This is a genomic window from Bacillus sp. C1 (genome assembly GCF_054570475.1).
In genome coordinates, this window is sequence record NZ_JBTMZT010000006.1 from 35,437 (window position 1) to 61,497 (window position 26,061).

The 26,061-nt window shown below is 42.6% G+C and carries 3 protein-coding genes; all 3 read left to right on the forward strand.

Annotation, left to right across the window (positions count from 1 at the left end; genetic code table 11):
* Nucleotides 1–4: 4 nt before the first annotated feature.
* From ACX5JI_RS17320 to ACX5JI_RS17330, 3 genes are read left to right on the forward strand one after another with little or no spacing between them, the layout of a single operon-like run.
* Entirely contained in the window at nt 5–4,564 is a 4,560-nt protein-coding gene (locus ACX5JI_RS17320; RefSeq protein ID WP_459502276.1) for a non-ribosomal peptide synthetase, read from the forward strand.
* Nucleotides 4,565–4,566: 2 nt separating this feature from the next.
* A complete protein-coding gene (locus ACX5JI_RS17325; RefSeq protein ID WP_459502277.1) occupies nt 4,567–11,037 on the forward strand; it encodes a non-ribosomal peptide synthetase in 6,471 nt (2,156 codons plus the stop codon).
* On the forward strand, nt 11,034–25,919 hold the full coding sequence (locus tag ACX5JI_RS17330) for a non-ribosomal peptide synthetase (RefSeq protein WP_459502279.1): 14,886 nt from the start codon (nt 11,034–11,036) through the stop codon (nt 25,917–25,919). Before ACX5JI_RS17325 ends, ACX5JI_RS17330 begins: the two co-directional genes overlap by 4 nt.
* Nucleotides 25,920–26,061 lie beyond the last annotated feature (142 nt).

A 26,061-nucleotide genomic window follows, 5' to 3' on the forward strand; every position in this document is an offset into this window, starting at 1 on the left:
TTTTATGTCCAATGAGGAGTGTTATCCATTAAGTCATCCACAGAGGAGAATATGGTATACAGAAGTTATTTATTCAGGTAAAGGTATATGTAATCTAAAATTCTTGTTCAAGATCCATCAGAAAATAAATTATTCGATATTAAATCGAGCCGTAAATCGTGTCATCAATGAAAACGATGGTCTGTGCATCAGACTGAAAGAAAATGGACATCAAGAACCAGAGCAATATTTTGTTAAACATCAAGAACGAGAGTTTGACTTCTTCGACTTTAGTGCCGAGAGAGACTCGAATTCACTAGAACAATGGATTGAGCAGAAGGCGCAAGAGACGTTTACGTTATTTGATTCTGATTTATACTATTTCGCTTTAATAAAATTAAGCGATAATGAGTGCGCCGTTTTTGGAAATGTTCATCATATTATCATGGATGGTTTATCAATCCAAATTTTTACTAGTCAAATTGCTAAATATTGTCATGAGTTTCATAGTGAGAAAGATGTGAGCGTACCTAGGAACTCATATGTTCAGTTTCTAGTCAATGAACAGACATACTTGAACAGCAGTCGTTTTCAAAAAGATCAAAACTTCTGGTTAGAGGAATTCAAAACACTTCCATCTGTAACGGGATTGAAACCGTATAATGCTTACCAAGTTAGTACGAGGGCATCACGTGAGACTTTTGAATTATCTGGATTTTCGAAAGTTAGAATGGAGGAATTTTCTAATCATTACGGATTTAGCATATATACTCTTTTTGTTGCTGCGCTTTCGTTGACGATGTATCGATGGACCTCGTCGCTTGATATTGCTTTGGGAATGGCTTATGGCAATCGTATGACTAAAATGGAGCGGGAATTAATTGGAATGATGGTAAGTACAGTTCCTCTGAGAATGGATATTGATCCTGAAGAAGAAGTACTCTCATTTATTGGTCGAGTGTCCAGAAAACAACGTAAAGTATTACGACATCAGAAATATCCATTTGATTTGTTATTAAAGCAGGTGAATCAAGAGAATAATAGTAATATTCGACTTTTTGGCACTACGATTGATTATAGAGAGCGTGGCGAAACTGGGGACTCTCTTTGGATTCCGAATCGTGAAGAAGTGCAAGACTTTGCAGTACATATCGAAAATTTGACGGATATAAACTCCTTGCACGTACATATTGATTATCGCGAAGAATTATTTTCCAAAGAAGAGATGATTCGCTTTTTTAAAACCATGCTAGTGTTAATGGAAAACACATTTAAAAATCCGAAGCAGAAGGTTGCTGAGATCGACATCCTTTTAGAAGAAGAGAAAAGAAAAAGTTTAGTAGAGTTCAACGATCCTAAACTTGACTTTCCACCTCAAGCAACCATTCATGAGTTGTTTGAGCGGCAAGCGATGATACATCCCAATGCCATTGCAGTTATGTATGAAAAGGAGAAGCTTACCTATAGTGAGCTTAATGAACGTGCGAATCAATTAGCTCACTATCTGCAGAAAAAAGGAGTAGGGTCTGATTCATTGGTTGGGCTTTGTGTGGAACGTTCTCCTGAAATGATTGTAGGTATTTTGGGGATTTTGAAGGCTGGTGGAGCTTATGTTCCACTTGATCCAACGTATCCAGAGCAGCGACTTCAGTATATTTTAGAGGATGCTAGCATTGAATTAGTCGTAACGCAAGAAAGTTTAAAAGGACTGAAATGGTTACCAGAGAATATCGAATCGATTTGCTTTGATCGTGATCAGGCTGAGATTGAGAAAGAAAGTACTGCTTTACCGATTTCTGATGTAAGTCCTCAACATCTCGCTTACGTAATCTATACTTCGGGATCAACAGGGAATCCGAAGGGAGTTATGGTAGAGCATCATAATGTGATTCGTTTATTTCAATCAACAGAACGCTGGTATCAATTTGATGAAAAAGATACTTGGACGCTTTTTCACTCTTATGCGTTTGATTTCTCAGTATGGGAGATTTGGGGGGCATTGCTTTATGGCGGAAGATTGGTTGTTGTTCCTTACTGGGTTAGTCGATCACCCAAGGATTTCTATCAACTGTTAGTAAAAGAAAAAGTTACGGTGCTTAATCAGACACCATCTGCATTTCGACAATTGATACAGGTGTGTGAACAAGAAGGTGAGAATAAAAACTTACATTTACGTTATGTCATATTTGGTGGAGAAGCACTCGATCCGGCTAGCTTATTACCGTGGTTTCAAATGTATGGAGAGAAGAAGCCGCAGCTAATTAATATGTATGGAATTACAGAAACTACCGTTCATGTTACGTATTATCCAATTACTCAAGATGATGTGCAGTACTCTTCCAGAAGTCATATCGGAACGAGGATTCCGGATTTAGAAGTGTATGTGCTAGATGCTTGTCAACAGCCTGTTCCTATTGGCGTAGCTGGTGAGCTATACATTGGCGGGGCAGGACTCGCACGTGGGTATTTAAACAGACCTGAGTTGACTGCAGAACGTTTCATTCCTCATCCATTCAGTAGTGACACGGGGGCGCGATTATATCGGACAGGAGACTTAGCGAGATATTTGCCGGATGGAAATCTAGATTATCTTGGGCGGATTGATCATCAAGTGAAGATCCGTGGCTTCCGAATTGAACTTGGGGAAATTACATTTGCTTTAAACGCGCATGCATCCATAAAAGAGGCTGTTGTGATCGTTCGGGAAGATCAGCCGGGTGATAAACGATTGGTAGCATATGTTGTGGGTGATGGGAATGTAGATGAGTGGAGAGAGTATCTCAAGGCGGAACTACCAAGCTATATGGTTCCTTCAGGATTTGTGATGATGAAAGCCATTCCTCTAACTGCTAACGGTAAAGTTGATCATAAGGCCTTACCTATACCAGATGAGAGGGGAGTTGAGATGGAATGTGTTGCACCTCGGAATGGTAAAGAAGAAGCGCTGGCTACTATTTGGAAGCAAGTATTAGGAATTCAAAAGGTAGGAATCTATGATAACTTCTTTGAAATTGGTGGAGATTCGATTCTTAGCATTCAGATTATATCACGAGCGAGTCAATTAGGCTTAAAACTTACACCAAAGCAAATGTTTGAACACTCAACGATTGCTGAGTTGGCGCAAGTAGTCAAAGAAGAGCAAGGAGTACAAGCAGAGCAGGGTATTGTGACGGGAGAGGTACCGCTTACTCCAATTCAGTATTGGTTCTTTGAGCAAGAACATCCGCATCCACAACATTGGAATCAGTCGATGCTTTTGAGAGTAAGAGAGAGATTGGATGTAGAATTACTAGAGGGAGCTCTATTAAACTTACTCAAACATCATGACGCCATACGTTTTCGGTATGAACAGTTGCCGGGTGGAATCTGGGAGCAGAGAAATGAAGGAATCGGTGAACAGTCTGTATTTCGGGTGATAAAGCGGAACGATGCTAATCAACAAGCGTGGAATCAAATGATACAAGAAGAAATGGATATCGCTCAAGCCAGTTTCAATTTACTTACAGGTCCATTGATGAGAGTAGTGTACTTTGAGGATGGTTTGAATGGAAAAGACCGATTATTCTGGACGATTCATCATTTAGCAATAGATGGGGTATCATGGCGAATTTTATTAGAAGATTTACAGGTCGTATACAACCAGATGAAACAAGATCAAAAAGTTCAATTACCTGCGAAAAGTACATCTTTTAAAGAATGGTCGGAACGACTGCAAACATACAGTGATTCTGGTATTCCAAAAGAAGTACAAGATTATTGGCATGAACAGGCAGCAAAACAAGTAATGACGATTCCGATGGACTATCCTATACAGGAAACGACAGAAGCATCGAGTGATCAAGTGACGATGACATTGGGAGTAGAAGAGACCCACGCGTTGTTACAAGAAGTTCCGGCGACTCATAAGACACGGATTAACGAGGTGCTATTGACGGCACTAGTACAAGCTATAGCTGATTGTACAAAGCAGAATCAGCTTTCTGTTCACTTGGAAGGACATGGGAGAGAAGAGATGATTGAGGGGGTTGATCTATCACGGACAGTGGGGTGGTTCACGAGTATTTATCCCGTTCATCTTGACCTTCAAGGAACAAAGACATCTATTGAGGGATTAAAAGCTGTGAAAGATCAATTGCGCCGAATTCCGAATCATGGCGTTGATTATGGCATTTTACGTTACTTAAGCAGAGAATCGCTTTCTTTCTATCAACAGCAAAAACCATCGATCAGCTTTAACTATTTGGGACAATTTGATCAAGTGTTTTCCAAAGAATCTTTGTTTATGCAGGAGACAGGGTTTACACATTTAGATCATGCTCCAGAATCGAAACTATCTCACCCAATTGATGTTGTCGGTATGGTAAAAGATGAGAAGCTACATTTTGTTTGGATATATAGTAGAGAACAGTTTTCTAAATTGACAATTCAAGCGATAGCAAATGGTATGTTGAATAAACTTCGTCAACTGATAAATTCACCAACGACAGAGTCCGCTTTTACGGTATCTGACTTTGCTGATGCAGAGGATCTTACGGAAGAAAGTTTGGATAAAGTATTACTTAAATTAACAAAGAAGAAGGTGTAACGATGGGAGATATTATCGATATATACGGATTATCACCTTTGCAAAAAGGGATGCTGTTCCATACTTTATATGATCAAGATGATGATCATTCTTTTGCCTACATTGTACAGGTAGGTTTCTTACTCGGTGGTCAATTGGATGTTGCTACTTTTGAAAAAGCTTGGGAATACGTCATTCACCGACATGAGATTCTACGTTCGGTTTTTGTTTGGGAGGAAGTAGAAAAGCCATTGCAAGCTGTTTATCAACGTCTTCCTTTTACCATTCGTCGAGAAGACTGGAGCGCTCTTCCATGTGGAGAAAGAGAAAAGAAATTACACCAGTTTTTGAATGCTGATCGGAGGCAAGGATTTTCGTTAGACGACGCACCGTTGATGAGAATCACTGCAATTAAAGAAGCAGAAGAAGAAACGAGAATCATTTGGACGCATCATCATATTTTGATGGACGGATGGAGTGTGTCTCTCGTCTTTAGTGAAGTGATGGAAGTGTATCTCAAGATGATAAAGGGAGAAGCATTGGATCTTCCTAAGTCTCTTCCCTACAAAAAATATATCCAGTGGATTAATAAACAAGATCGAAGTGAAGCTGAGAAATTTTGGACAGAAGAATTAAAAGGATTTCATGCACCTACACCATTAGCGATAGAAAGAAGTGAACAAGGACAGGAGAAGGGGTATGGAGAGAGCGTTTATCAGCTATCTGAGGAATTGACTGAAACTTTACAAGAGTGGGTACGAAATAGTCAGCTAACATTAAATACGTTAGTACAAGGAGCCTGGGCCTACTTGATGAGCCGGTATAGCGGCGAAAGCGACATCGTATTTGGTGTGACTAGCTCTGGGCGTCCTACTGAGTTAGTAGGAGCAGAGAAAATGGTTGGTCTATTCATTAACACATTGCCTACCCGAATTCGTGTAACGGATGATACATCAGTAGTAGATTGGCTCCGTAAGATACAGATGAAAGAAATGGAACGGAGACAATACGAGTATAATTCGCTGGTCGATATTCAAGGTTGGAGTGAAGTTCCAAGGAGTAGTGCTTTATTTCATACCTTGTATGTATTCGAAAATTACCCGATCCAAGGAGAGCGCAATGCTGATTTAAGATTACTAGAGATCCAAAGTGCAGAACAAACAAATTATCCTTTGACGCTCATTGCAATGCCAGGCCAGCAGATCACTTTGAAGTTAATGTATGACCGGTATCATTTTGATGAAGAGACCATTCACCGGATTCAGGGGCATTTATCGCAAACATTGCTCCAGATGACGAAACGCTCAGATCAAAAGCTATCTGAAATTACCTATTTAACAATGGAAGAGCAAGCACAATTGCTAGAGAAATGGAATGATACCGAAGTGGAATATTCATGTGAGAGCATGATTCATACGTTATTTGAGGAGCAAGCGGAGAAAACACCAGAAGCGATTGCGGTTATTTATGAAAATGAGAAACTTACCTATAGAGAGCTGAATGAGCGTGCTAATCAGCTGGCCCATTATTTACAGAAGCGTGGTGTGGGTTCAGAGTCTTTAGTCGGTGTATATATGGAACGATCTCTACAAATGATGATAGGGCTGCTAGGGATTCTAAAATCAGGAGGAGCTTACGTACCGCTTGACCCTGCGTATCCCGAGAGTCGGCTACGCTATATAGTAGAAGATGCTAGAATCGAAGTACTAGTAACGCAAGAAAGGTTAGGAAAAATAGGTATATCCGAACAAGTCGAAACAATTTGTATGGATCAAGATCAGATTGCGATTGAACAGGAAGAACCGACTGCATGTATAAGCAGTGTAACAGGAAAAAATTTAGCATACGTCATGTATACTTCAGGGTCGACAGGAAAACCAAAGGGAGTGATGATCGAGCATCATTCCGTGATCAATTACCTTGAATGGATGCAACATCAATATCCAATCTCTGAAAGGGATGTGGTCTTGCAGAAAACACCGATTTCATTTGACGTATCTGTGTGGGAGCTATTTTGGGGGATTAGTGTAGGAGCATGTGTATCTTTCCTTCCTCCGGGTGGAGAGAAAGATCCTTCGATAATAGCGGAAGTGATAGAGAAGCACCAAGTTACCGTTGTTCAATTTGTTCCCTCGATGCTATCTGTTTTTTTAGATCATTTCGATCATATTGAGTTGCAGCTGAAATGTTCATCTGTGCGTCATGTATTTTCCGGTGGAGAAGAACTTAGTCCAGGGTTGGTTAGACGATTTCAACAGTACTGGGATCGGAGCGGACAAGTTAAATTGACCAACTTTTATGGACCAACAGAAGCAACTATTTACGTGAATGCATTTGACTGTCAACCTAATCAAGAATTTGTGTCTATTGGTAATCCAATACAAAATATTCAGCTGTATGTGTTAGATCAGAATCGGCGCTTGCAATCGATAGGGATAGAGGGTGAGTTGTATATTGGTGGTGCAGGCTTAGCACGTGGTTACTTAAACCGACCTGATTTGACTGCTGAACGGTTCGTTCCGCATCCGTTTCAATTAGGAGAACGGCTATATCGAACTGGAGATTTAGTAAGATATCTAGCGGATGGAAATTTAGAATTTATAGGAAGAATAGACCATCAAGTGAAAATGCGTGGTTTTCGGATTGAACTTGGAGAAATTGAAGCAACTTTAGAAAGGCATTCGTCTATTAAAGAGGCTGTTGTGCTAGTAAGAGAAGATCGTCCAGGCGATCAGCGATTGGTAGCGTATGTGATAAGCGATGGAAATATCCAAAAGTGGCGAGAGTATCTGCAGGACCAACTACCGAATCACATGGTCCCAGCGCACCTTATAGCGTTGGAACATTTCCCGCTTACTCCTAATGGGAAAATAGACCGAAAAGCTTTACCAGCACCGGATGTACAATCTATGAGAGATTTTAACGTCCTACCGAGAACGCCGTCGGAAGAGCTCATCGTCTCGATTTGGAGTCAAGTGTTAGGAATAGAAAATATCGGCATTCAGGATTCTTTCTTTGAGCTGGGTGGGCACTCACTACTCGCTACCCAAATCGTTTCTCGATTACAAGAAGCATTTCAAACTAAAATCCCACTACGCGAACTTTTCAAGTACGATACGGTGGAGGCGCTGGCGAAGCGAGTGGAGCAGTTGTGTAAAGGAGATAAAAAGCGAGAGATTCCCCCACTTGTACCTATGACACGGGAAGAAGCGATTCCGCTTTCCTACGCACAGAAACGTCTATGGTTTATTGATCAATTAATGCCAAATAGTGCGCTGTACAATATTCATGCAGCATGTCGACTGACTGGGAAATGGTCGCTTGAAGCACTGGAGACGGGATGGAATCAGTTGATTGAACGTCATGAATCATTGCGGACGGTGATTCATGAGCGAGAGGGTCAACCTGTTCAGCAGATTCAGTCACATGTTTTCAGATCCCTTCCACAAATGGATTTAACAACGTTCTCTCTGGAAGACAGGGAAAGAGAGATGAAACGGATCATTCAAAACGAAGCTGAAGAACCATTTCACTTAGGACAAGGTCCTTTGATTCGGACGCGGATTTTGAAAATGGACAACGAGGAATGGGTACTCCTTTGTACGATGCATCATATTATTGCGGATGGATGGTCAATGGGAATCTTACTCGAAGAGTGGATGGCTTTTTATGAAGGAGCGATAAGTGGAAAGACAATGGAGTTGAAGAAGTTACCGGTCCAATATGCCGACTTTGCCCTGTGGCAAAAAGAATGGCAAAAAGAAGAGGATCTTGATCAGCACCTTCAATATTGGAAGGCAGAATTGGCTGGCGAGTTACCGGTCTTGCAACTACCGATGGATCGTTCCCGACCTGCTGTTCAAACTCACCGTGGTGCAAATCAGTCTCTGATGTTATCGAATTCCCTACAGGAAAAATTAAAGGAGTTAAGCCGGCAGGAAGGATCCACCTTATTCATGACTTTAATGGCGGCGTATCAAAGTTTCCTTTCTCGTTATACGGGACAAGACGACATTTTGGTTGGAAGTCCGATTGCGAACCGAAATATGAGAGAGACCGAAGGATTAATTGGTTTCTTTGCAAATACGTTGGTTTATCGAGCTAATCTCAGTGGAAATCCGACGTTCCAAGAGCTTCTGTCGCAGGTACGAAAAAAAGCATTAAAAGCATATGAGTATCAAGATATTCCGTTTGAGAAAGTGGTAGAAGCCGTAAAACCTGAACGGAATACGAGTCATTCGCCGATTTTCCAAACCATGTTTACCTTACAGAATACGAAACAAGGGTTCCCTCAGCTTTCTGAAAGAAACATGGAGATGATGGAAAGCCAGATGTCGGTTGCCAAATTTGATTTAAGTTTGTTTGCATCGGAGACGGAAGAAGGGTTATTGCTAACTTTTGAATATAATACAGATTTATTTAATGCTGCAACGATTGAACGAATGGCAGGCCATTTTGAACATTGGTTATATGAAATTGTATCCCATTCAAAAGATTCACTATCGGAACTGAATATGCTTTCGAAAGTAGAATATAAGCAGTTACTAGAGGGATGGAATGACACAGGTGTTGTGGACATACATGAAAGCACGATTCATACATTGTTTGAAGAACAAGTGGAGAAAACACCAGAAGCAATTGCGGTAGTGTGCGAAGATGAGGAACTAACGTATCGAGAACTGAACGAACGTTCCAATCAGTTGGCCCATTATCTTCAGAAGCGGGGTGTGGGATGCGAATCATTAGTTGGGATTAGTATTACACGTTCATCTGAGATGATTGTTGGTCTCTTAGGAATCATGAAAGCAGGAGGAGCGTATGTTCCGATTGATCCTGCGTATCCGGAGAGTCGGCTACGCTATATTTTAGCGGATGCTCATATTGAAGTACTAGTGACACAGGAAAAATTGCAGCAAAAAATGACGTTACCTGGATCTGTTGATGTAATTTGTATCGATCGTGATCGAGCGGCGATCAAGCGGGAAGTAACGACGGCATGTATGAGTGAAGTAACAAGCGCTAACTTAGCTTATATCATCTATACCTCAGGGTCCACTGGCAACCCTAAGGGAGTAATGATTGAGCATCGGAGTACAGTAACGATGATCCATTGGGCACATCAAACGTATTCCAGACAGGAATTAGCGGGAGTGCTGGCGTCAACTTCACTATCCTTTGATCTATCGGTTTTTGAAGTATTTGTTCCTTTGACGATAGGTGGCAAAGTGATTGTCGCTGAAAATGCCCTTCATCTAGACAAGTTGTCTACGAAAGATGTGACATTGATCAATACTGTACCATCAGCAGCGAAGGAATTAATTCGAGCAAAGATAATTCCTTCTTCGGTAAAGGTGGTGAATTTGGCTGGAGAACCGTTAGCGCAGTCGCTTGTCCAGCACTTATATGAGAGAAGTCTAATTGAAAAGGTATACAACCTATACGGCCCATCCGAAGATACTACTTACTCCACGTATATGAAGCTAGAAAAGAGTGTCATACACAAGGTACCACCGATTGGTAGACCCATCTCCAACACAGAAGTGTATGTACTCAGCGCAAACCAACAAATGGTACCGATTGGTGTAGTGGGTGAGCTCTATATTGGGGGATCAGGATTGGCGCGTGGCTACTTAAATCGTCCTGACTTAACAAACGAGCGTTTTATCCCGCATCCATTTAAAGATGGGGAGCGAGTATATCGGACGGGAGACCTTGTGAGGTATTTACCGGACGGGAATTTGGATTATCTCGGTCGGGTCGATCATCAAGTGAAAATCCGTGGGTTCCGGATTGAGCTAGGGGAGGTTGAAGCGACGTTACAAAGTCATTCATCGGTTAACGAAGTCGTTGTGATGGTACGCGAAGACCATCCGGGTGATCAGCGTTTAGTTGCCTATGTAGTGGGAGAAGGAAATGCTTATGTGTGGCGTGATTATCTCAAGACCAAATTACCAAATTACATGGTTCCGGCACACTTTGTTGGATTGACAGCGTTCCCACTCACTCCAAATGGGAAAATCGATCGGAAAGCTTTACCAGCACCAGAGCGCAAGGAAGCAGAGGGTGGTTATGTTGCCCCTCGTACACCTACGGAAGAAGTGATTGTTTCAATATGGCATCAAGTTTTGGGTATGGAAAATATCGGGATTCATGATTCGTTTTTTGAACTCGGTGGCCATTCATTACTCGCAACACAAGCTGTTTCTAATCTGAAAGAAGCCTTTGGAATTGAGTTACCACTGTATGACTTCTTTACGCATCATACGGTGCAGGAATTAGCGGAATGGATTGATCAGTTGCGCCGTAGTGGAAATGAGCAAGCACAGAATGATAGTAAGGAGAATGTAAGTTTTCAAGACTATATTCAAAAAGAAGCTGCAGCGAATGATGATGAAGAGTTACTTGAACTTCTTAAGCAATTGGAAGAGCTATCAGAGGAAGAAGCGCAAAGTATATTCGAAAGCAATTTGGTTGAGGAAGGGGTAAAAAAATGAGAAGTGATTTACTTGCAAAGCTGAATTCGCTTTCTCCTGAGAAGAGAGCATGGCTTCAGAAGCAGATGCAGAAAAAGGAGAATAAAGAAGAGCTTCCGTTGTCCTATGCACAACAACGTTTATGGTTTATGGATCGATTTAACCCAAACAGTTCGTTATATAATATTCCAACAGTATGGCGTTTAAAAGGAAATTGGATACCTGAAGCATTGGAAAAGGGATTAAATCGACTCATTGAGCGTCATGAATCATTACGCACCGTTTTTAAGGAAATAAGGGATCAACCTGTACAACATATTGTCGAATTCCTTCCTAGAAAACTACCTGTAGAGGATTATTCTCATCTTCCTTTAGAAGTAAAAGAAAAAGAGATAGAGAGTTTAATTGCTAAAGAAGCACAGGATCCGTTTGATTTAATGAATGGTCCTTTGATTCGGAATCAGCTGGTTCAATTAGGGAATGAGGAATGGTTATTGCTATGTACCATGCATCATATTATTTCTGATGCGTGGTCTATCGGCATATTAATCAATGAATTGCTTGCTTTTTATGAGGAAGAAATGAGTGGGAAGCCTGCTGAACTTAGTTCATTATCAATTCAATATGCAGACTTTGCGAAATGGCAAAAGCAGTGGTTGCAGGGTGAAGTGTTGGATCGACAACTCACGTATTGGCAGGAAGAATTGTCTGGTGAGCTTCCTATACTACAACTGCCAGTGGATCGCCCGCGACCGGTTACGCAAACGTACGCTGGGGACACGTATGGCGTGACTCTTCCTCACAAACTGCTCAGTGAATTAAAGGATTTAAGTCGACGAGAAGGATCCACCTTATTTATGACATTAATGGCTGCATATCAGAGCTTTCTTGCTCGTTATACAGGACAAAAAGATATTCTCGTTGGAAGTCCGATTGCAAATCGGAATCATAAAGGAGTAGAGGGATTAATCGGTTTCTTTGTTAATACGTTGGTCTATCGGGCGGATTTAAGTGGAACTCCTACGTTCCAGGAGATTTTGTCGCAAGTAAAGAAAAAGGCGTTGAAAGCGTATGAATATCAAGATATCCCGTTTGAAAAAGTGGTAGAAGCTGTACAACCTGAACGGAGTACGAGTCATTCGCCTATCTTCCAGACCATGTTTACACTACAGAATATAAAACAAGAACGAGTAGAACTGTCTGGTAGAAGTTTGGAAATGATAGAAAGTAATATCGCCATTGCGAAATTCGATTTGAGTCTAACTACTTTTGAAGTGGAAGCAGGTCTATTTGTCTCTTTTGAATACAATACAGATTTATTTGATAGTAGTACCATTTCGCGTATGGCAGGGCATTTTGAAAACTGGTTGAACGAAATTGTACATCATCCAGATGAATCATTTACAGAGTTATCGATGCTATCGGACACAGAACAGAAGCTGCTCTTGGAAGAATGGAATGACACTGACGTAGTTTATGCACATGAGAGTATGATTCACGAACTGTTTGAGCAGCAGGTTGCGCGTACACCAGAAGCAGTGGCGGTAGTGTACGAAGGTGGGCAGCTGACATATCAAGAACTCAACGAGAGAGCGAATCAATTGGCACATTATTTACAGAAACGAGGGATAGGACCTGAGTCATTGGTCGGTATATGTGTCGAGCGTTCACCTGATATGATCATTGGTCTCTTTGGGATTCTTAAAGCGGGTGGGGCTTATGTCCCACTGGATCCGAGCTATCCCGAAAAGCGCCTAAGGTACATTTTAAAGAACTCACAGATTCAAGTACTTTTAACAAAGGAAGCACTACAGGACTGGTTGCCCGAAGGTATCCAAGCGATTTGTTTGGATCGGGATCAAGCAGCGATTTCTAAAGAGAGTAGCTTGGCGCCAGTGAGTGGAGTGACAGCAAACAACTTGGCGTATATCATTTACACTTCAGGTTCGACAGGGAATCCGAAGGGAGTGATGATTGAACACCACTCGGTTATTAACCGATTACAGTGGATGCAAAAAAATTATCCACTATCTGAACAGGATACAATTCTTCAAAAAACGCCGTTTTCGTTTGATGTCTCTGTGTGGGAATTATTTTGGTGGTCATTTGTAGGGGCGCGTGTTTGTCTACTTCCACCGGGTGGCGAGAAGGATCCTGCAATGATGGAGGAGTGTATTGAGCGATATCGCGTGACCACGATGCACTTTGTTCCGTCGATGTTATCTACTTTCTTGGAGTATATGGAACAATCCAAAGTGAAAAAGGACGTATCGTCTTTGTGTCAGGTTTTCACAAGTGGAGAAGCGTTAAATACTGAACAAGTTCGCCGGTTTAAGGGTGTGTTTTATGATTTTCAGCAAACGAAGTTATGCAACTTGTATGGTCCTACCGAAGCGACTGTAGATGTCACTTACTATGATTGTGATTTAGAGAAAGAACCGGTGCTTATTCCAATTGGTCGTCCGATTGATAATACGAAGTTGTATGTCTTAGATCAAAACCAACAGGTAGTACCAATTGGTGTGGCCGGGGAACTTTACCTTGGTGGTGTAGGTTTGGCACGTGGTTATTTCAATCGTCCAGAGTTAACTGCTGAACGTTTTATTCCGCATCCATTTAAGGAAGGGGAACAGCTCTATCGGACGGGGGACCTGGTGAGGTATCTGAATGATCGCAACTTGGAGTACATTGGAAGAATAGATAACCAAGTGAAAATCAGGGGCTTCCGGATTGAGTTGGGAGAGGTTGAAGCGGTCTTACACGATCATTCATCTGTGAAAGAGGCTGTCGTGTTAGTAAGGGAAGATCATCCCGGAGATAAGCGGTTAGTAGCTTATGTGGTGGGTGAAGGGAACACTAGAGAATGGCGTGAGCACATCAAGGTGCAATTACCGAATTACATGGTTCCGGCACACTTTGTCGAGATAGAAGCGATGCCACTCACTCCGAATGGAAAAATCGATCGCAAAGCCTTACTGGCATTGGATATACAGTCTATGAGCGTAAATAGTGCCACAGTTTCACCACGAACACCAGTCGAAGAGCTCGTTGCATCGGTATGGAGTCAAGTGCTAGGGATAGAAAATATTGGTGTTCAGAATTCTTTCTTCGAACTCGGTGGACACTCGCTACTTGCTACCCAAGTTGTCTCACGGTTAAAAGAAGTTTTTCAAGTCGAATTACCAGTACGTGAACTGTTTGAGTATCCAACGGTGGAGGCACTGGCGAAACGATTGGATCAATTGCGTAAAGGAGACAAGAAAAGAGAGATTCCACCGCTTATACCGATGGAACGGGGAGAAGTCATCCCGCTCTCTTATGCGCAACAGCGCCTATGGTTTATCGATCAATTCACGCCGAATAGTGCACTTTATAATATGCCAATGGTATGCCGTCTTACAGGGAATTGGGTACTCGAAGCATTGGAGAAGGGATGGAATCAGCTGATAGAGCGCCATGAATCTTTGCGGACGGTGTTCTATGAAGTAGATGGTCATCCTGTGCAGCGGATTCAGCCATATGTTTTCAGGTCTCTTTCCCAAATGGATTTAACTATGCTTTCTCCGGAAGAGCGAGAAGCAGAAGTTAAGCGTTTGATTCAGCAAGAAACAGAAGTGCCATTTGATTTAGAAGAGGGACCGTTGATTCGGACAAACATCTTGCGAGTAGGAGAAGAGGAATGGGTTCTTCTTGGCACCATGCATCATATCATTTCGGATGGATGGTCGATGGGGGTCCTACTTGAAGAATGGATAGCTTTCTATGAGGAAGCAACGGATGGGAAAGTGGCGGAACTTAAACCATTATCAATCCAATATGCGGACTTTGCACAGTGGCAAAAGGGATGGTTGAAGGAAGAGGTGCTTGAACAGCAGCTTCACTATTGGCAAGAAGAATTGTCTGGTGAGCTTCCTGTACTACAACTGCCAATGGATCGTCCTCGTCCTGCGGTACAAACTCATCGCGGATCGACACACACTGTGCTGCTGTCACGTTCGTTACGTGACAAACTGAATGAGCTCAGTCATCAAGAAGGATCGACGCTCTTCATGACCCTGTTGGCTGCGTACCAAAGCTTCCTTTCCCGTTATACAGGACAAGAAGATATTCTCGTTGGAAGTCCGATTGCGAATCGTAATTATAGAGAGATTGAAGGATTAATTGGTTTCTTCGTGAACACGTTGGTTTATCGTGCTGATCTGAGTGGTACACCGACCTTCCAAGATATTTTGTCTCAGGTGCGTCAAAAGGCACTGAAAGCATATGAATATCAAGATATTCCATTTGAAAAAATTGTGGAAGTTGTGCAACCCGAACGGAGTACGAGTCATTCGCCGATTTTCCAGACGATGTTCATTTTACAAAATATGAAACAAGAGCTTCCATTATTGTCTGGTAAAAAGATCGAAATGATAGAAAGTCATAGTCCAATCGCGAAATTTGATTTAAGTGTCATGGCAACTGAGACGGAAGAAGGATTAATCTTCTCTTTTGAATACAATCAGGATTTGTTTGATGTTACAACTATCGAACGAATGGCAGGACATTTTGAAACATGGTTACATGAAGTTTCTCATTATCCACAAAAACCGTTGAATCGTCTAGAGGTGTTATCCGAATTCGAGCGTGATTTGTTATTAGAGACATGGAATGACACCGCAATGGAAATGTCCCAAGAAGGTCTTATTTGCGACAGATTTGAGGATCGAGTAGTGAGGGAGCCTGATGCGATTGCAGTGGTCGATCAAATGAGAGAGTGGACCTACGGTGAACTGGATGCGCAAGCAAATCAGTTGGCACATGTTTTGCAGAGAAAAGGGGTTGTTCCTGAATCGGTTGTGGGTGTCTATCTCCCAAGATCGGCTGAGCTCATGGTAAGTTTACTTGGTATATTAAAAGCTGGCGGGGCCTATGTCGTCCTAGATCCGTTGTATCCGAAATCAAGGTTAGAGTACATGATTGAAGATGCGGGGATCAAAATCGTGGTAACGACAGCAGGGCAAGAAAGCCTTTCCGAACAGGTTGAAACGGTGAGATTAGAAGAGATAACAGATGAAAGCACAATTGCACCGAAGCGGCAGGTGAAACCAGAGCACTTAGCCTATATCGTCTACACCTCCGGCTCTACAGGAAAGCCAAAGGGGGTCATGGTCGAATACCGGTCATTGATGAATATGGTCTCTTGGCATCAAGCGGTATACCAAATTACAGCGCAGGATCGTGCGACTCAAATTGCGGGGATTGCCTTCGACTCAGCGGTGCAGGAGATTTGGCCTTATCTCACTGCTGGTGCAGCACTATACCTATCAACAGAAGAGTTGCGGATCAATCCAGAGGCCTTACGAGATTGGCTCATTGATTCACGAATCACGGCTAGCTTTGCGCCTACACCTATTTTAGAAAGACTCTTGAAATTATCTTGGCCAGAGAAGACGGATCTCCGTTTTATCATTACGGGAGGAGATCAGTTAACACAGTATCCATCTAAATATATCCCTTTTGCAGTGATAAATCAGTATGGACCATCGGAAAATACTGTCGTTACGACTGATTGTTACGTGTCTGTAGGGATGACAACAGGTACTCCGTCGATTGGTCGACCGATTGCAAATACAGAAGTATATGTGTTAGATTCTCACCTTCAGCTAGTGCCGGTGGGGGTAATTGGAGATCTCTATATCGGAGGAAAGAGCCTTGCTCGTGGCTATATCAATCGTCCGGAACTTACGGAGGAAAAATTTATTCCGCATCCGTTCAAGTCAGGGGAACGTCTCTATTACACTGGGGATAGAGCAAGTTACCTTCCTGATGGCAATCTCCAGTTCCATGGTCGTATGGATGACCAAGTAAAGATTCGTGGTTTTCGGATTGAACTGGGAGAAGTTGAAGCAACTTTGCAAGCACATTTATCTGTGAAAGAAGCGGTTGTACTAGTAAGAGAGGATCATTCAGGAGACAAGCGTTTGGTAGCTTATGTAGTTGGTGAGGGAAGTGTTCATGAATGGCGGGAGCATCTGCAAATCCATTTACCAAATTACATGGTTCCAGCACACTTTGTCGAGATGGCATTTTTACCACTTACACCGAATGGAAAACTCGATTTGAAAGCATTGCCTGTACCTGATGAATCACTTACTGAAAATAAAGTATACCCACGAACTCCGATGGAAGAGCTCATCGCATCGGTATGGGGGCAAGTGCTAGGCATAGAAAATATTGGTGTTCAGGATTCCTTCTTCGACCGAGGTGGACACTCGCTACTTGCTACCCAAGTTGTCTCACGGTTAAAAGAAGCATTACAAATCGAACTGCTGGTGCGTGAACTGTTTGAGCATTCAACAGTAGAAGCGTTGGCTAAGCGATTGGATCAATTGCTTAAAGGAGGCAGAAAACGAGAGATTCCACCGCTTATGCCAATGGAACTGGGAGAACTTATTCCGCTCTCTTATGCGCAACAGCGCCTATGGTTCATCGACCAATTTATGCCAAATAGTGCACTTTATAATATACCGATAGTATGCCGTCTTACAGGGAACTGGGTACATGAAGCATTGGAAACGGGATGGAATCAGTTGATAGAGCGTCATGAATCTTTGCGGACGGTGTTCCATGAAGTGGACGGCCATCCTGTGCAGCAGATTCAACCGTATGCTTTTCGATCTCTTCCCCAAATAGATCTAACTACGCTTTCTCGGGAAGAACAAGAAAGAGAAATGAAACAATGGATCCAAAACGAAGTAGAAGCGCCATTTGATTTAGAACAAGGTCCATTGTTCCGTGGGAAAATTGTGCAAATCGCAGAAGAAGAATGGATTCTGCTTTGTACCATGCATCATATTATCTCGGATGGCTGGTCGATGGAAGTCTTACTCCAAGAATGGATGGCATTTTATGAAGAGGCGGTTGGTGGAAAGGCAGCAGAACTCGCACCATTACCGGTTCAATATGCCGATTTTGCCCAATGGCAAAGAGATTGGTTGAAAGAAGAAATACTTGATCACCAGCTTGCATACTGGAAGGAAGAGCTGTCTGGCGAGTTACCAGTTTTAATGTTGCCAATGGATCGTCCTCGTCCCGCTGTGCAAACCCATCGTGGATCGACATACACTATGTTGTTGTCACGCTCGTTACGCGACAAACTGAACGAACTTAGTCGACAAGAAGGATCGACGCTCTTCATGACCCTAATGGCATCGTATCAAAGCTTCCTTGCCCGTTATACAGGACAATCGGATATTCTTGTCGGAAGCCCGATTGCAAATCGGAATTATCGCGAGATTGAAGGGTTGATTGGTTTCTTTGTCAATACGCTGGTTTATCGTGCTGATTTGAGTGGTACACCGACCTTCCAAGATATCTTGTCTCAGGTGCGTCAAAAGGCACTGAAAGCATATGAATATCAAGATATTCCATTTGAAAAAATTGTGGAAGTTGTGCAACCAGAGAGAAGTACAAGCCATTCGCCGATTTTCCAAACGATGTTTACCTTGCAAAACACGAAACAAGAGCTACCAGAGCTTCATGGAAGAAGTGTAGAAGCGATGGAAAGTCATGTTTCGATTGCGAAGTTTGATTTGAGTTTAAGCGCTGCAGAGGTGGAAGAGGGTTTATTCCTTTCCTTTACTTATAAGACTGATTTATTTGATGTTGTAACTATCAGACGGATGGCTGGGCATTTTGAAAACTGGTTGAATGAAATTGTAGAACATCCTGATCAATCACTGATGCAGTTGCCGATGCTATCGGGATTGGATCAGCAGTTGCTGGAAGAGTGGAATGATACGGAAGTAGTGTATTCGCATGAATATATGTTCCATGAGTTATTTGAGAAGCAAGCCGAGCGTTCGCCAGATGCGATAGCAGTCGTGTATGAAGAACAAAAACTAACTTATCAAGAGTTGAATGAGAAGGCGAACCAATTGGCTCGTTACCTCCAGAAAAAGGGAGTTGGGCAGGAGTCTCTTGTTGGTCTTTGTATCGAGCGCTCTGCTCAGATGGTCGTAGGATTAATGGGGATCTTGAAAGCAGGGGGAGCGTATGTACCACTTGACCCAGAATATCCAAAAGAACGATTGCAGTTCATTTTGAAAGATACGAAGATGAAAACACTTGTAACAACCGAAGGATCACAGGTTGAGTTATGGAGAGAAGTCGAGGCAATTTGTCTGGATCGCGATCAAATGCTGATTGCACAAGAGAGCGTGCTGTCACCGCCGAGTAAAGTCGTAGGAGAAAATGCGGCGTACGTCATCTATACCTCGGGTTCGACAGGAAATCCAAAGGGAGTTGTGATTCAGCATGACGCGCTATTAAATCTATCTCACGCATTACAGAGCGAAATTTTTTCATACGATGCATGTAACGTTCGGGTTGGTTTAAATGCTTCAATCGCTTTCGATTCCTCTATAAAGCAATTGCAAATGCTTTTGTATGGTGGGTGCTTATATGTTATTCCCACAGAAGTTCGTTCTGATCCAAGCCGGTTTGTTTCCTATATTCAAGAAAACCTGCTGGATGTGATGGATGTAACACCGTCCATGCTTCGGTTGCTGATCGATGGAGGGCTATTGGAGGCGTGTGATGGTGCTCATGTACCTAGTAAGGTACTGGTAGGTGGTGAAGCGATTGAACCATCATTATGGGAGCAATTAGTAGCGGCGGATAATGTCGCATTTTATAATGTGTATGGCCCGACAGAATGTACGGTCGATACGACTTATTCTTATCTTAGAAAAGATCAACGATTATCGATAGGTCGTCCATTGCCAAATGTCCAAGTGTATGTTTTGAACGAGCATTTGCAAACTGTTCCCATCGGTACAACGGGAGAGCTATATATAGGCGGATCAGGTCTAGCGAGAGGATACTTGAATCGTCCAGAGTTAACGTCCGAACGATTTATTTCTCATCCGTTCAAAGAAGGAGAGAGGCTATATCGAACAGGAGATCTCGTGAGGTACCTTCCTGATGGGAACTTGGATTATGTAGGAAGAGTCGATAATCAAGTGAAAATTCGAGGTTTCCGAATTGAGCTTGGGGAAATTGAGGCAACCTTGCAGGAGCAGCCCGCAGTAAAAGAGGCAGTTGTGATGGTGAGGGAAGATCAGCCTGGAAGTAAGCGATTGGTAGCCTATGTAGTGGGGGAAGGAAGTAAAGAAGAATGGCGCGAGTATCTCAAAGCAAAATTGCCAAGCCATATGGTTCCCTCCTACTTTGTCGAGATGGACGAGTTACCACTGAACATAAATGGAAAGATCGACCGGAAATCTTTGCCTGTTCCAGATCGTCAAGGGATAGAAGAAGGTTACGTGGCGCCAAGAAATGAGCGTGAACAAATACTTGCTACAATTTGGGAACATGTACTAGGTACAAAACCGATTGGCATTCATGACAACTTTTTTGAAAGCGGTGGAGACTCGATCCTTAGCATTCAGATTGTCTCTCGTGCGAAGCAAGCAAGTTTGCAATTGACACCAAAGCAAATGTTTGAACACCAAACGATTGCCGAGTTGGCGCAAGTAGTCAAAGAGGAACAAGGAGTACAAGCGGAGCAAGGGGTTGTAACTGGAGAACTGATTCTTACACCTATCCAGCAAAGGTTTTTTGCACAAAATCATCCAAACCCACATCATTGGAATCAATCCATGTTCTTTAAAACAAAAGAGCGACTGGATACAGTATTATTGGAGAAAGCTGTGCGTACTCTTTTAATCCATCATGATGCCTTACGTTTACGATATGAATGTTTATCGGTTGGAACTTGGAAACAGCGGAACGAAGGGATTGAAGATCAAGCGACGCTGACTGTGATTTTATTGGACGAAGTACCACAAGCAGAATGGCATCAAGTGATTCAAACGGAGATTGACACTGCACAAGAAAGCATACACTTACACGCAGGACCGCTAATGAGGATGGTGTACTTTGATGAAGGTGAGAAAAGAGGCGGCCGATTATTCTGGGTGATTCATCACTTAGCAGTGGATGGTGTTTCTTGGCGGATTTTATTGGAGGATCTGCAAACGGCGTATAATCAAGCGCACCAGGCTCAGAAGATCCAATTATCGGCGAAGAGTACATCCTTTAAAGTGTGGTCGGAGAAATTGCACCATTATGCTGAAGCGGGGATTGCGCAAGAAGTACGTGATTATTGGGAGCAGCAGTCCGAACAAGAAGTAGCTATGCTACCAGTGGATGTCACCTTCGAAGATTCAGTAAACACAGGAATCGAGGAGATTACCGTGGTGCTGGATGAGAAAGAGACCCGTGCGTTATTGCAAGAGATTTCAAGCACCCATCGTGTCCAAATCAATGAAGTACTATTGACAGCATTGGTGCAGGCTACGGCAGCATGGACAGGTCATCTAGCGCTGACCGTGGATTTGGAGGGACATGGTCGGGAAGAGATTATCGAAGGCGTTGATCTGTCGAGAACCGTGGGATGGTTTACAAGTATCTACCCTGTTCACTTGAATATTACAGGTGCCCATACGCCTGTCGCAGCATTAAAAGCAGTCAAAGAACAAGTGCGTCAAATTCCTAATAAGGGTGTTGACTACGGGATTTTGCGGTACTTGAATCCAGCGATGCATGAGCGATTCGAGTCTCAACCTACGCCGTCCATTAGTTTTAACTATCTTGGACAATTTGACCAAATGTTTTCTGAAGATGCGATGTTTGCTCCAGAGACCGGATTTACGCGTTTAGACCATGCTCCTGGTTCCAAGCGATCACATTTAATTGATGTGATTGGAATTGTAACTGATGGAAAACTTCATTTTACTTGGGTCTACAATGTTGGACAATTTGCGAGGTCGACCATTCAAAGTGTTGCGGAGAATATGCTCTATCAACTAAGTGGATTGATTCATTCTTCTGATGGAGAATCTGCACTGACTGTTTCGGATTTTGCCATTGCAAATCTTACCTCAGCAGAGTTGAACAAAGTACTAGCTAAGATGAATCGTGGAAAGGATCAGTCGATTACCGACTTGTATCCGCTATCACCTTTGCAGGAGGGCATGATCTTTCATACGCTGCATGATCAAGGGGATGAACATGTAGCACCGTATATGGTGCAATTAAGTTTCCTGCTTAAAGGGAAATTAGATATCCTTACTTTCGAACAGGCATGGAAATCAGTGATTCAGCAGCATGAGATTTTTCGCTCGGCATTTGTGTGGAATGAGATTGAAGAGCCCTTACAAGTCGTGTATGATCATATCCCATTTAAGCTGAATGAACTGGATTGGCGTGCGCTATCTGTTGAAGAAAAAGAGGAGAAACGAAAAGCCTTTATGGCATCGGATCGAAAACAAGCCTTTCATTTTGATGAAGCGCCATTAATGCGGGTGACTGTTATTCAAGAAGCGGAGGAAGAATACCAGGTTGTGTGGACGCATCATCATATTTTGTTGGATGGATGGAGTTTACCATTGGTCTTTAACGAATTGCTTACAGTGTATCAAAAGAGAATGAAAGGAGAGGTTGTGAACTTACCTAAGTCACCGCCATATAAGAAATATATTCAATGGCTGAAAGAGCAGGATCAGGAGAAAGCGGAACGATTCTGGAGAGAGAAATTCAGAGGTTTTACAGCACCAACCCTGCTTGGTTTAGAAAGTAAGGAGCAAGATAAAGGCTATACAGAGAAGGTTGCTCATTTGTCAGAAGAGCAGACCCGGGCGTTACGAATCTGGGCGAAGCGCAATAAGCTTACCTTGAGTACGGTGATTCAAGGTGCGTGGGCATATCTTATGAGCCGATATAGCGGTGAGAATGACATTGTCTTTGGCGTAACTAGCTCGGGACGACCTACAGAGATTATTGATGTTGAACACATTGTAGGTCCCTTTATCACTACATCACCGACACGGATCCAGTTGACAGATAATCTGAAAGTAAGGGATTGGTTGCAGAAGATACAAGAGGAAGAGATAGAAAGAAGGCAGTATGAATATGCTTCTTTGACAGAGATTCAGGGATGGAGTGAAGTTCCAAGAGGAACTCCGCTGTTCCATAGCTTGTATGTGTTCGAAAACTACCCGGTGAAAGAGGAGTCTACAGGAAATCTAGAAATTGGTGGTTTGGAAGGAGTAGAGCAAACTCATTATCCATTAGGATTGACGGTTGTTCCAAAAAGCCAGGTGTTGTTAAAGTTGAAGTATGATCGTAGCAAGTTTAATGGCCTTACCATTGAACGGATGCTGGGTCATTTAAGTCAGGTGTTAAAGCAAATGATCGAGAACGTTGATCAAACTCTGTCGGAGCTAGTGTATGTTACGGAAATGGAGCAGAAACAACTACTGGAAGAATGGAATGATAACGCAGCAGCGTATCCACGTGAGAGTGTGATCCACAAACTGTTTGAAGATCAAGTGGATCGTACACCTGATGCGGTGGCAGTGGTGGATGAAAATCAGCAGTTAACGTATCGAGAGCTGAATGAGAAAGCAAACCAATTGGCCCATTATCTTCAGAAATGTGGGATTGGGACCGAGTCATTGGTCGGGCTTTGTTTCCAACGTTCAGTTGAGATGATTGTCGGTCTCATGGGAATCTTGAAAGCTGGATCAGCCTATGTTCCGTTGGATCCATCGTATCCAGAAAGTCACCTACGATATATTCTGGAGGACACAGGAATTCAAATATTGGTTACGAACGAAGTATCACAAGGTTGGATACCTGAAGAAGTTAAAACAGTTTGTTTGGAACGGGATCAAGCAATGATTTCGCAAGAAAACACCCTTTCACCAATATGTAAAGTGACAGGAGAAAACTTGGCGTATGTTATCTACACTTCAGGTTCGACCGGGAATCCAAAAGGGGTTTTGGTGCAGCATCATTCGGTATTAAATCTATCCTATGGTTTACAGAAAGAGGTTTTTTCACATCGGACACCTGTTAACATGCGCGTTGGTCTCAATGCTTCAATCGCCTTTGATTCATCCGTTAAACAATTACAAATGCTTTTGTATGGTTCTAGTTTGTATATTATTTCAAACGAAGTTCGCAGTGATCCTCAACAGTTTGTATCTTACATTCGGGAGAATAAGTTGGAAATGTTCGATATAACACCTTCACTACTCCAATTACTCATAGATGAGGGGTTGTTAGAAACAAACGATAGTGTTCATGTCCCAAGCAAGGTACTGGTCGGTGGAGAAGCGATTATGCCATCACTGTGGGAACAATTAGTAGAGGCCGACAAGGTCCATTTTTATAACGTGTATGGTCCTACAGAATGTACGGTTGATGCGACATGCTATCGCATCAAAAAAGATAGTGAGAGAGTAACCATTGGGCGTCCTTTGCCGAACGTTCAAGCCTATGTATTGGATGAGAATTTGTTACCTGTTCCAGTTGGTGTAACGGGTGAACTTTATATCGGCGGAGCAGGCCTAGCGAGAGGATACTTGAATCGTCCAGAGTTAACGTCCGAGCGTTTTATTCCTCATCCATTTAATGAAGGGGAACGGCTATACCGGACGGGAGATCTAGTCCGCTATTTAGCTGATGGCCATTTGGATTATCTGGGAAGAATCGATAATCAAGTGAAAATTCGAGGCTTCCGGATTGAGCTTGGAGAGATTGAAGCGAATTTAGAAAGTCATCCATCGGTGAAAGAGGCAGTAGTCTTGATAAGAGAGGAACAACCAGGAGATCCGAGATTGGTTGCCTATGTGGTGGGTGAAGGAAGTATGTATGAATGGCGTGAGCATCTCAAGAGACAAGTACCGAATTATATGGTTCCTGCACACTTTATTAAGGTAGACGCGATTCCGCTTACGACAAACGGGAAGGTTGATCGAAAGGCGCTGAATAGCTTAACGATTCAAAGAGATAGTACATTTTCTACACCAATCATCCCACGGGATGAAATTGAGTATCAGCTGATTAAAATTTGGCAGGATTTGCTACAAATAGAAGGTGTCCATGTAAATGATGACTTCTTCGAAAGAGGGGGGCACTCGCTCCTTGTAATCAAATTGATTTCAAAAATCAGAGAGAAATTTGGAAAAGAGATTAAGGTGTCCGCACTGATTGAGAACCCGACAGTGGAAGGAATGGCTTGTCTGATCCGTGACAATTATGGTATGGAAAAATCGTTATCGGGTCTGGTTCCATTACAAGAATCAGAGAAAAGGCCTTTCTTCTGTATTCATCCGTTTATGGGGAATGTATTCTGTTACATTCAGCTAGCAAGGTTACTCAAGGATCACTGCTCATTTTATGGGCTACAAAATCCTCTCGTAGAGAAAGAAGGAATGGACGGATTAACTTTGCCTGGAGTAGTTCAACTCTACATTGAGGAAATAAAGCACGTTCAGCCAGAGGGACCGTATCGTCTGGGAGGATGGTCGCTGGGCGGTGCCATCGCCTATGAAATCGCAACTATGTTACGGAACCAGGGAGAAGAAGTTGAGGTGTTGGTACTAATGGATACTAAGGTGCCTTCAGAACAGGATTACAAGACAAATGAAGAAATGCTCACTTATATATTGGAGCATTTCATTCATTCAGGATTAGTAGAGCGGGAAAAAGAACTCGTTCATCAACAGGACATGCTTGTTAATCAGTTGATCGTGGAAGGCGTGCTTCCGCCTGATGCGGATCTTACGAGTCTAAAACAGATTACCAATGCTCACAGGAAGTGTTTAAATTTAATGGCAGAACATGTCTTAACGCCATACTTTGGAGAGGTAATCTACTTCAGTGCTGAAGAAGGCAGAGAGTTGTTCACGGATTGGAAGCCGTTATTACAGGGGAAAGTGAATAAGTATTCGGTGCCTGGGTCACACGAGGAGATCGTCTTCTCTCCAGCGGTGGAAAAGATATCTAAATATCTCAAAAATAGATTAGAAGAGATAGAGAGGGAAAACCTTTCGTTAACGGTAAAGTAGGGTGTTCTGAAAGATACAACTTTATGAAGAGCATGCAGGGGATAGAAAAGAGTTGTTTATTATGGATAAAAGTAATTTTATTAGGATGTCTCGAAACATCATAAAAAAACAATTTAGATAAGCAAATTCAAGAATAAATGAT

What these genes read in the sequence shown, in the direction of transcription:
- ACX5JI_RS17325 (WP_459502277.1), top strand. Translation starts at nt 4,567, where the DNA reads ATGGGAGATATTATCGATATATACGGATTATCACCTTTGCAAAAAGGG.
- ACX5JI_RS17320 (WP_459502276.1), top strand. Translation starts at nt 5, where the DNA reads ATGTCCAATGAGGAGTGTTATCCATTAAGTCATCCACAGAGGAGAATA.
- ACX5JI_RS17330 (WP_459502279.1), top strand. Translation starts at nt 11,034, where the DNA reads ATGAGAAGTGATTTACTTGCAAAGCTGAATTCGCTTTCTCCTGAGAAG.